This window comes from Pseudoruegeria sp. SK021, assembly GCF_002119405.1.
Classification (GTDB): domain Bacteria; phylum Pseudomonadota; class Alphaproteobacteria; order Rhodobacterales; family Rhodobacteraceae; genus Meridianimarinicoccus.
This window is the reverse complement of sequence record NZ_MTBG01000060.1, coordinates 1-9,328: the sequence shown is the minus strand read 5'-3', so window position 1 is coordinate 9,328 and position 9,328 is coordinate 1. Positions and strand designations below refer to the sequence as shown.

At 58.5% G+C, this 9,328-nt stretch carries 9 protein-coding genes and 1 pseudogene; 8 read left to right on the top strand and 2 right to left on the bottom strand.

Going from position 1 to position 9,328, the window contains the following annotated elements:
- Positions 1 to 173, top strand: a pseudogene (locus BV911_RS19320) (IS1634 family transposase); the annotation flags it as partial.
- A 127-nt stretch (positions 174 to 300) separates the two neighbouring features.
- Here the strand turns inward: BV911_RS19320 and nikR are convergent.
- Positions 301 to 723, bottom strand: a complete 423-nt coding sequence (nikR, locus tag BV911_RS17825) for a nickel-responsive transcriptional regulator NikR (protein ID WP_086054923.1) — start codon at positions 721 to 723, stop codon at positions 301 to 303.
- A gap of 156 nt (positions 724 to 879) precedes the next feature.
- Here nikR and BV911_RS17820 point away from each other — a divergent pair, with 156 nt between their 5' ends.
- The 6 genes from BV911_RS17820 (at position 880) to crcB (ending at position 6,395) form a co-directional block, all read left to right on the top strand.
- Complete coding sequence (locus BV911_RS17820) at positions 880 to 2,415, top strand: ABC transporter substrate-binding protein (protein WP_086054922.1); 1,536 nt, start codon at positions 880 to 882, stop codon at positions 2,413 to 2,415.
- Positions 2,416 to 2,488: 73 nt separating this feature from the next.
- Positions 2,489 to 3,388 carry an ABC transporter permease gene (locus BV911_RS17815; protein ID WP_086054926.1) on the top strand — a complete coding sequence of 300 codons (900 nt, stop codon included), beginning with the start codon at positions 2,489 to 2,491 and terminating at the stop codon, positions 3,386 to 3,388.
- A 14-nt stretch (positions 3,389 to 3,402) separates the two neighbouring features.
- Positions 3,403 to 4,197 (top strand): ABC transporter permease, encoded by a 795-nt coding sequence (locus BV911_RS17810; protein WP_240512350.1) that lies wholly within the window; start codon positions 3,403 to 3,405, stop codon positions 4,195 to 4,197.
- Positions 4,197 to 4,973 (top strand): ATP-binding cassette domain-containing protein, encoded by a 777-nt coding sequence (locus BV911_RS17805; protein ID WP_086054920.1) that lies wholly within the window; start codon positions 4,197 to 4,199, stop codon positions 4,971 to 4,973. Before BV911_RS17810 ends, BV911_RS17805 begins: the two co-directional genes overlap by 1 nt.
- The gene (locus BV911_RS17800) at positions 4,966 to 5,577 is read left to right on the top strand and encodes an ABC transporter ATP-binding protein (protein ID WP_205963898.1); all 612 of its coding nucleotides are present in this window, start codon (positions 4,966 to 4,968) and stop codon (positions 5,575 to 5,577) included. Before BV911_RS17805 ends, BV911_RS17800 begins: the two co-directional genes overlap by 8 nt.
- A 428-nt stretch (positions 5,578 to 6,005) precedes the next feature.
- Positions 6,006 to 6,395 (top strand): fluoride efflux transporter CrcB, encoded by a 390-nt coding sequence (crcB, locus tag BV911_RS17790; RefSeq protein ID WP_086054918.1) that lies wholly within the window; start codon positions 6,006 to 6,008, stop codon positions 6,393 to 6,395.
- A 54-nt stretch (positions 6,396 to 6,449) separates the two neighbouring features.
- On the opposite strand, the gene BV911_RS17785 is transcribed toward crcB, so the two are convergent.
- A complete protein-coding gene (locus tag BV911_RS17785) occupies positions 6,450 to 7,463 on the bottom strand; it encodes an aldo/keto reductase (protein ID WP_240512349.1) in 1,014 nt (337 codons plus the stop codon).
- Between the two features lie 430 nt (positions 7,464 to 7,893).
- On the opposite strand from BV911_RS17785, the gene BV911_RS17780 reads away from it, so the two are divergent.
- Positions 7,894 to 8,994, top strand: coding sequence for a zinc-binding alcohol dehydrogenase family protein (locus BV911_RS17780; RefSeq protein WP_371588338.1), 1,101 nt, complete (start codon positions 7,894 to 7,896; stop codon positions 8,992 to 8,994).
- The last annotated feature ends 334 nt before the right edge of the window (positions 8,995 to 9,328 follow it).

The following is a 9,328-nucleotide window of genomic DNA, read 5'->3' as shown; positions in this document are numbered from 1 at the left end:
TGCGCCTGAAGGCCAGCGGTCATTCCGCGAGCCCCCGCACCGCGCTCGACCTGCTCGCCCGCATTCACCGCCATGACGCCAAGATCGCGGACCGCAAGCTCGAAGGCATCACCACCCCAAGCCCTCAGCAACTGGAGCTATTTGACACCCTGAATCTGCCAAAACCCGCCTGATCATGCTCGTGTAGTTACATTTTGGCCCATTCGGCTATAACGATATCAATTACTTACTCGTTTTGCTGTCGAACTTGGGTGGGAAGTGTCTGCCCTCGTTTACATCAGAAATGTGCGACCGAACCCTTCAAACCTCATTCGCGCTTCTTACTGATGTTGGGATGATAACAACTTCGCCGTTTCGGACATTCCGTTGGGCCACGAGATGTTCTGCGAAGTGACGCACGTCTCCGACGGCACCCTTCAAGATCGAAACCTCGAGGCAGGTGTCATGATCCATGTGGACATGCAGCGAGGATACCGCGAGGTCGTGATGAGAATGGTGCACTGATGTCAATTGTCGCGACATATCCCGGGCGGCGTGATCATACGTATAGACAAGCGCCGCGATGCACTGCCGATCCGGCGCCCCCTCTGTCCGCGCTCTGGTAAGACCAGCGCGGGCCATGTCGCGGATCGCCTCAGAGCGATTGCGATAGCCGCGCTCTTTCATGACCGTATCAAGATCAGCCATCAGATCATCATCAAGGGTCACGGTGACACGCTGCATATGGCTGCCTCTTTCTATTCCAAAGATGCCGTGCAAGAACGCCGGCCCGCCCTTAGGTTCTGACCTCTGCGCCCTTGGGGTTCAAGTGCGTCGTTGCAATAGGCAATAACCCAAAGTAAGCGTATCTTTGAAATTTGTCATACTTCCGGGGCTTTGATGAAATCGCTTTGTTTGGCTATCGCTGGCGTCGTTTTCTGCCCGGCAGTGGCGCACACCGCCACGGACCTTGTGCTTGCGATCGGCGGAGAGCCGGAAACAGGCTTTGACCCTATGCTTGGCTGGGGCAGCTACGGCAACCCGCTGTTTCAGTCCACGTTGCTGAAGCGCGACGCGGCCCTTGAGACGCAGCCGGACTTGGCGACGAAATGGGTCCTTTCTGACGACCGGCTGACATGGACGATCACGCTGCGCGACGATGTCACGTTTTCGGATGGTACGCCACTGACGGCCCGGGACGTGGCGTTTACATTTGAACGGGCCAAGGCCTCTCCCGGCACCCATGATCTGACGATGATGGATACGGCGCACGCCTTGGACGCGACGACTGTTCAGATCACGCTGGCCCGCCCGTGGATCACCTTTGTCGAGACGTTCTACTCTCTCGGCATCGTTCCAGCGGCGAATTACGGCCCCGATTACGGGCGCAACCCATTGGGCTCTGGCCCATTCCGGCTGGTCTCGTGGTCCGAGGGCGAACAGTTGATCGTGGAAAAGAACCCGCGCTATTATGGCGACGCTGGCGCATTCGAGCGGATCACGTTCCTGTTTACCGGAAGCGATGTCAGGCTGCTTGCAGCACAGGCCGGCATCGTGGACATGGTCGCGGTACCAGCACAGGCGGCCGACGCGGTGCCCGAAGGGTTTTATGCGCGGGCCGTCCAATCCGTGGATAACCGCGGCCTGAGCCTGCCCTTTCCGCCGCCGCGCGAGGTGGACGGGCGCAAAATCGGCAACGCCGTGACGTCCGATCCGGCGATCCGCCGTGCGATCAACCTCTGGCTCGACCGAGACCTGATCACTGAGGTCGCGCTGAACGGCCACGGCACGCCTGCGTTCAGTCCCGCCGATGGGCTGCCTTGGGCGGGGGCAACGGATACCATCATCCATGATCCGAAGGCCGCAGAGGCCCTTCTGGATCAGGCCGGATGGATCAAAGGCCCTGATGGGACGCGGCAAAAGGACGGTGTGCGCGCGGCGTTCCCGATCAACTATCCCAGCGCGGATCCAACCCGTCAGGCGTTGGCTGAAATCGTGGCTGAACTGCTGCGTCCGTTGGGAATTGCGGCCACTGCGACCGGAGGCAGTTGGGATTCCATCAACCGCGTGATGCATTCAGAGCCGGTCCTCTTCGGTTTCGGCAGTCATTCCCCCTTTGAACTCTATAGCCTTCACGCCGCAAAGCTTGGCGGTGTTGGCTACATGAACCCGTCGTACTATGAAAATCAGAAGGTTGAGGCGCTGTTTACGCAGGCGCAATCGGCACCGAGCCTTGAGGCGTCGTTCCCATTCTGGGCCGAGGCCGCCCAGACGTATGGCGGGCAAGGCGACAATGCATGGGCTTGGCTGGTGAACCTCGATCACGTCTATTTTGTCGACACCTGTCTCGACCTTGGGGCCATGCAGATCGAACCGCATGGCCACGGCTGGCCGATCACGGCGACGCTGACCGACTGGCGCTGGACCTGTGACTGAACCGGTCCGCGCATTTCGGCTCATCCTTCGGCAATTTCTGCTGCTTGTCGCGGTAGCAGTGGCGGTTTTTGCCATGATGAAAGCATCCCCGGTCGATCCGGTCGATGCGTATCTTGGCCCGGCAATGGCGAGGGTCGGGCCGGAACAGAAGGCGCAGATCGCAGCAAGCTGGGGCCTGAACCGACCTGTGCCGGACCAATTTTTCGCGTGGGCAGGCAATGTGCTGTCGGGCAATCTGGGCTTCAGTTCGGCCTATAATATGCCTGTCAGCCGGGTTCTGGCCGACCGGGCGCTGGCCTCATTGGCACTGACAGGACTGGCTTGGGCGCTCTCTGGGGTGTTAGGGTTTGCGCTTGGCCTGCTTGCCGGGGCAACGGCGGGACGCTGGCCGGATCGGGTGATCCGCGTCTACTGCTACACCCTTGCCGCGACGCCGACCTTTTGGCTGGCGATGCTGACGCTGGCGGTGTTTTCAGTGCAACTGGGATGGGCCCCGATCTGCTGCGCCGGGCCGATTGGTGTGCTGCCCGAGGACGTCACGCTTGGGCAACGGTTTGAACATCTGATACTGCCGCTCGCGGTGTTGACCGCCTTCGGGGTCGCCCAAATCGCGCTACACACGCGGGTCAAACTGATCGAGGTCTTTGAAAGTGACTACGTGCTTCTCGCCCGTGCGCAGGGGGCGTCGACGTGGGACATCGTCCGCCACCACGGCGTCCGCAACGCCGGGATCCCGGCCCTGACCGCGCTTTTCGCGACAATGGGCGAAATCATCGGCGGCTCGGTACTTGCAGAGCAGGTTTTCGCTTGGCCAGGGTTGGGGCGCGCGACGGTCGAGGCGGGATTAAAAGGCGATGTGCCCCTGCTCATGGCCATTGCCCTGCTCACCGCGCTGCTGGTGTCGACTGGCAACATGATCGCTGACGAATTGACACGGCGCATCGATCCCCGGATCCGGGCAGGCTCCCGATGAACGAGAGATGCCGAATGGCCAGTGCGGCCCTGCTGTCTGCAATCCTGATTGCGACAGTTGCCCTTTCGTCATGGGGGCTGGGCGAGGCCGGAATTCGCGCAGATTTCGCCGCCCGCCTGTTGCAGCCAAGTGCCGCACATCTTTTCGGAACCGACCAGATGGGGCGGGACTTACTGGCGCGCAGCATGCACGGCTTGGCCCTTAGTCTGCAGGTTGGCGCACTCGCCGCCGGCCTTTCGGTTGTCATTGCCCTTGGCGTGACTTTCGTTTCCGGCTTCGGCGGGATCGCAGACAGCTTGGCACGCTTTGTCACCGACTTAATGCTGGCCATGCCCCACCTTATGTTGCTGTTGTTGCTGTCGTTCATGCTGGGCGGCGGCACTGCGGCCGTTATTTTTGCCGTCGCGGTCAGTCACTGGCCGCGCCTTGCGCGGGTTTTGCGCGGCGAACTTCTTCAGGTCCAATCCGCCTCATTCATCGAAACCTCCCGTGCTTTGGGCCGGTCACGGTGGTTCACCATAAGGCACCATATTTTGCCGCATTTGTTGCCGCAGGCCATGGTCGGGTTCTTGCTGATGTTCCCGCATGCGATCCTGCATGAGGCGGCCCTGACATTCTTAGGCTTCGGGTTGGAACCGTCGCGCCCCGCCATCGGCGTCATGCTGTCCGATGCCATGCGCCACATCGGTGCCGGGCGCTGGTGGCTGGCGGTTTTCCCCGGCGCCATGCTTTTGGTCCTCGTTCTGTCCTTTGAGGTGCTGGGCTCTAGTCTGCGCCGTCTTGCATCGCCAACAGAGGCGCGCACCTGATGTTGCAACTCACCGATCTTTCCATCGCGTTCCGGCGGTATCGCGGGTTATTCCGGCAAGAAGAGGTGCAGGTGGTCTCGGACGTCACGCTGCAGCTTGGGCCCGGTGAAATTCTGGCACTGATTGGCGCGTCCGGCGCGGGTAAAAGCCTGTTGGCGCTGGCCATTCTCGGCCTGCTGCCGCCCAACGCGTGCTTGTCTGGGGCGATCCGCTTTGCGGGGCATGACCTTGCGGGGGCCTATCCAAAGGGCATCCGCGGACGCCGCATCGCGTTTCTGCCGCAACAAACCGGTCACCTTGACCCAACCGCCCGCGTCGGGGCGCAGTTGCGCTTGTCCGCCTCGCGTGTGGGCGCTGCACCTGACGTAACCCGCCGACTGATCGATGTTGGGCTGCCCCCCGATACGGCAGGCGCTTTTCCACATCAACTGTCGGGCGGAATGGCACGGCGTGTGTTGGCCGCGCAATCTATGGCTGGCGCGCCTGAACTTATCATCGCCGACGAACCGACGGTCGGGCTGGACCCGGACAGCCGAACGCGCGTTCTGGACAGCTTGCGGGCCGAGGCTGATCGGGGGGCTGCCGTGCTTCTCATCACCCATGACCTGCTGTCAGTGTTGCCCTATTCCGACCGGATCACAGTCATGCAGGACGGGCAGGTATGCGTGCCAGAGGACGCACAGGCTTTTGAAGGGACGGGCCATGGGTTAACGTCCAGCTTTGCCCGCGCCCTCTGGCGGGCCTTGCCGCAAAACGGGTTACATGCAGATGCCTGATCTGTCTTTGCTGGAGGCGCGGGAGATCACCGCCGGTCATGGCCGCGCCGCCCCTGTGCTGCGCAACGTGTCCCTCAGCCTTGGCCAAGGCAAGATCGTGGGTCTGTGCGGGCCGTCAGGCTGCGGCAAGACCACACTGGGGCGGGTGCTGTCTGGACTGCATGTGCCGCGTGCCGGGGCCGTAACGCTTGGCGGCGCGCCGCTGCCCAAACTGGGGGCTTGCCCCGTGCAATACGTGGCGCAAAACCCGCTGGCGACGATGAATCCTCGCTGGAAGATCGGACGGATCATCACCGAAGGCTTGGCCCCCGGGCCAGACATGGCGGCGCGACTGGGCGTAGAACCCGGCTGGTCTGACCGCTTCCCTCATGAGCTTTCGGGCGGCCAACTGCAGCGGGTCGCCCTGCTTCGTGCGCTCGCCGTTCGGCCCAGCCACCTGATCTTGGATGAAATCTCGGCATCCCTTGACGCCATCGCGCAGGCGCGTCTGTGGAATTGTCTGCGCAGCCTCGCCGAAACCGCGAGGATCGGCATGCTTGCCATCAGTCACGATCGGGTGCTGCTTGATCTTGTGGCCGATGAGGTCAGGGAGTTGTCGTTCTGACGGCAGCCAAACAGTGCGGCCTGTGAAAGATATGGGCCAGGTCAGGTTTCAGACCTGCGACCTTGGACCTGAAGATCTTTGAGGCGCTGCCAAGCCGCTTGACCGTGGCCTCCATAAGATCGTTATTATTCAAAACACCCGTATAGAAGAGGCTTCGCGGCAGGATAAGTGTGTCCGGGGAAAGGGGAACTGCGGTTTGCATCAGAGTTCTGCAACAAAGCCCATGACAGGCTAGAAAATAGTCTTGCGCAGGCAGTCGTGTCGGGTACTTCTGACACCATGGCACGCGGCGTGTATGATGGTATGGACAAAGCCGATAATTCCGATGTCCCCGGTTTCGTCGCGGGCGGCGCTCAGTTAGAACAGATTGCGACCTACGTCCGCCATTCCGCTAACCCTACGGTTGGGACCAATCTGAGCATCGTTTCATGAATCAAGTTTATTCTCTTATATTGCTAACGGCCATTGGCGGCGCGTTCGGCTCAGTCGGCCGCTATTTGGTCGGCCTGTATACCAATAAGCTATGGGGAGACGGCTTTCCGTGGGGGACGATCGCCGTTAACATTATTGGGTCGTTTTTGATCGGTCTCGCAGTAGAAGCCGTCACCCGCACGTTTTCAAATTCAGCAGAAGTCCGCGTTTTGGTGATTACCGGTTTTCTGGGCGGGTTCACCACATTCTCGTCATTCTCTATAGAGACGATGAAGATGCTTGAACGTGGCGAACTCTTTCAAGCAGGTTATTATCTTGGAAGTACGTTAGTTTTTGGCGTGATCGCGGTTTTTTGCGGACTCTCGCTTGGAAAAGCTCTTTTCTAACGTGCTCCGGGAAAACCCGCTCTGGCGCACGAGCCATTTGGAAAACTGCGGGCTCTAAAACAACAACTTAGCAAGCGGCGCGGGAAAATTGACCTCAAGCGCGTCTAGATTGCGTTTTAGGGATGATGCCTTGCCAGTGCCAATCAGCACACTGGCAACCCATGTTCGCGTCAGGCCAAACTGCATTGCCGCTGTTGCAAGCGGGATCTCGAACTGGGCGCAGGATCGCTGCAGCCATTCTACCTGATCGCAAATTTCTGCTGGTGGCGGGCCATAATCATAATGCGCACCGTCCACGGCCCCTGTTGCCAGAATACCTGAATTGAATATGCCGCCCAAAACGAGGCTTGTATCCTGTTTTATGCATAGCGGGACGAGTTCAGCCTCGGCACTGCGATCCAGCAAAGTCCAGCGGCCAGCCAACAAGATGGCATCCAAAGGATGGTGCCGCATGATGTCCAGACAGACTTGTGTTTCGTTGACACCGAGTCCTATTGCACCGATCTGCCCCGCGGCCTTCAGACGTTCCATCTCTGGCAGTCCCGTTTCCAGCAAATCGGCCATATGGCCCGCATTGTCAATACCGTGGGTCATTGCGCCAATGTCGTGCACATACAGGATATCGATGTAGTCGACGCCTAATCGTTGACAAGAACCCTCAAAGCTTTCGCGGATGCCGGCGCCGGAGTAATCATAGTGCACGGTGTTGGGAAGCGGTGAGATGAAGCCATCGGCCTCGTCGACTTTTGACCCGGGCCTGAGAACACGGCCCACCTTGGTCGAGACGGCGAACGCCTCCCGCGGTTTTCCAGCCAGAAATGTCCCTAATCGCACTTCAGCCAATCCACGCCCGTAATGCGGTGCCACATCAAAGTAGCGGATTCCGCGCAGCCAAGCTTGGTCCAGTAAAGCGACCACTTCGGCATCAGACACTTCGGTATAGAGGTTGGCGATCCCGCTGCACCCGAACGAGATGCTGCTGACCATGACGTCAGTCTTTCCGATTTTGGTGCGCTCAAACATGGTGAATATTGTTTTGGACAAGGTGGGATTTGTCACTGTCATCATCCCAGCTGATTGCCCTTTCGAGGACACAGGGCGCACACCGATCGACCGTGGCAGCATGGTTCTGCGCGATATCTGATCGCCTAGGAACCAAAATTAGGTTGAAATACCGCTCAATAGCCGCCGTTACTTTCGTGCGTGCATGCCTGCCCAAGCCAACCGTTCCAAATGCAAGCGTGACTTCACGCGGGCAGTTCTCCCGCACACTGTCAAGTATGGCGTCATCCGCCCTCGGATCCACATGGGACTGAAGAAACCTGCTGGCACCAAACAGAACGATAGGTGCGGCAGTTCTGGTTGATTGCTGGATGGTTACCATGAATAATCCCTCCGAATATGTCTATAATATAAAAAGAACACTTGACCGAGGGCAATAGTATTTTTAACATTAAGTACAAATTTCGACGTTGTCGGCCCGCTGCCTTGTTGGCCTATGAGGCGACAAATTATGCGCATTGGGTGGTGGCTTATTGCCTCTGGCTTTTGCGGCAATCAACAGGATCTGTTCATGGAAGCACTCGTAATCACCGAAATTGGACACGCCGAAATTCGCGACATCCAAGCGCCCATCTGCGATCCGAACAGTGTGATCCTATCGGTTCAGAATGTCGGTTTATGTGGGTCGGACCTGAATACATATTCAGGCATGAACCCCCTTGTCGAACTGCCTCGAATTCCTGGCCATGAGATCGGCGGCACGATTCAGGCCCGTGGCGACAATGTCCCTGCCGAAATGGCAGTCGGAAAATCCGCCATTGTCATCCCTTATACGACATGCGGCAGGTGTTCGTCTTGTTTGGCGGGCCGTCAAAATGCCTGCCGCTTCAACCGGACTTTGGGTGTGCAGCAAGATGGCGGCATGTCAGGCTTGCTGAAGGTACACCATGATCGATTAATCTTGAACGACACCCTTGCCCCTTTGCACCTGTCTCTGGTCGAACCGCTTTCTGTCGGCTTTCACGCCGTGGTACGCGGGCGTGTTGCGCCGGGCGAAACGGTTGTTGTGTTCGGCGGCGGAATGATTGGCGTGGGGGCAATGCTCGGCGCCTTGGCCCGCGACGCGAAAGTCGTGATGGTCGAAATAAGTGAAATGAAACGTCAAACTTTGTTAAATCTTGGGGCGACAGCGGTCATTAACCCCGAAGAAACGGATCTTGCGGCTGAAATCGCGAAACACACGGGCGAGCAAGGTGCGCAGGTCATCATCGAAGCAGTCGGTCTGCCCCAGACCTTCCGCAGCGCCGTTGACCTCGCCAGTTTCGCCGGCCGGGTTGTCTATGTCGGTTACGCGAAAGAGGAGGTCAGCTACAACACCTCCCTGTTCAACTTAAAAGAGCTCGATATCATGGGCTCGCGCAATGCCACCCGCAGCGATTTTGAAGAAGTCATTTCGTTTCTGGAGGCCCACCCGACCCTTGGTGACATGCTCATCTCTCGGGTGTTCCCGTGGTCAGAAGCGGATCAATCCTTCGACTACTGGCAGCAAAACCGCAGCGAAACGTTCAAAGTCATCATCGACGTTGCCGGAAAGTGAGCGAACTTCGTTTTGCAAAGCGTTCCTGAGATTCACGGAGCGATTCCAAGGCGACAGCGAAGGCGGCATGAGCATACTGCAAAGTGTCCGTCGTCATATAAAATGTGACATCAGATCTGCTTGAACGTGGGAGGCTCTGGTTCGGTTGCGTGATTGATTATGCGGCTTGTTTTTGATGTTGCAAGCGGCGGCATTGGATTGTCTGTTTGTTGATTGTCACTGAGAACTGACCCAGCTTTGTTACTGAGATTTGACCCGCCCGAATGTTATGGTTGCTGCTTCATGGCTGGGTCAATGCTGTTTTCTCCTTGCGCTTTTGTGTCGTGTTTTCTGA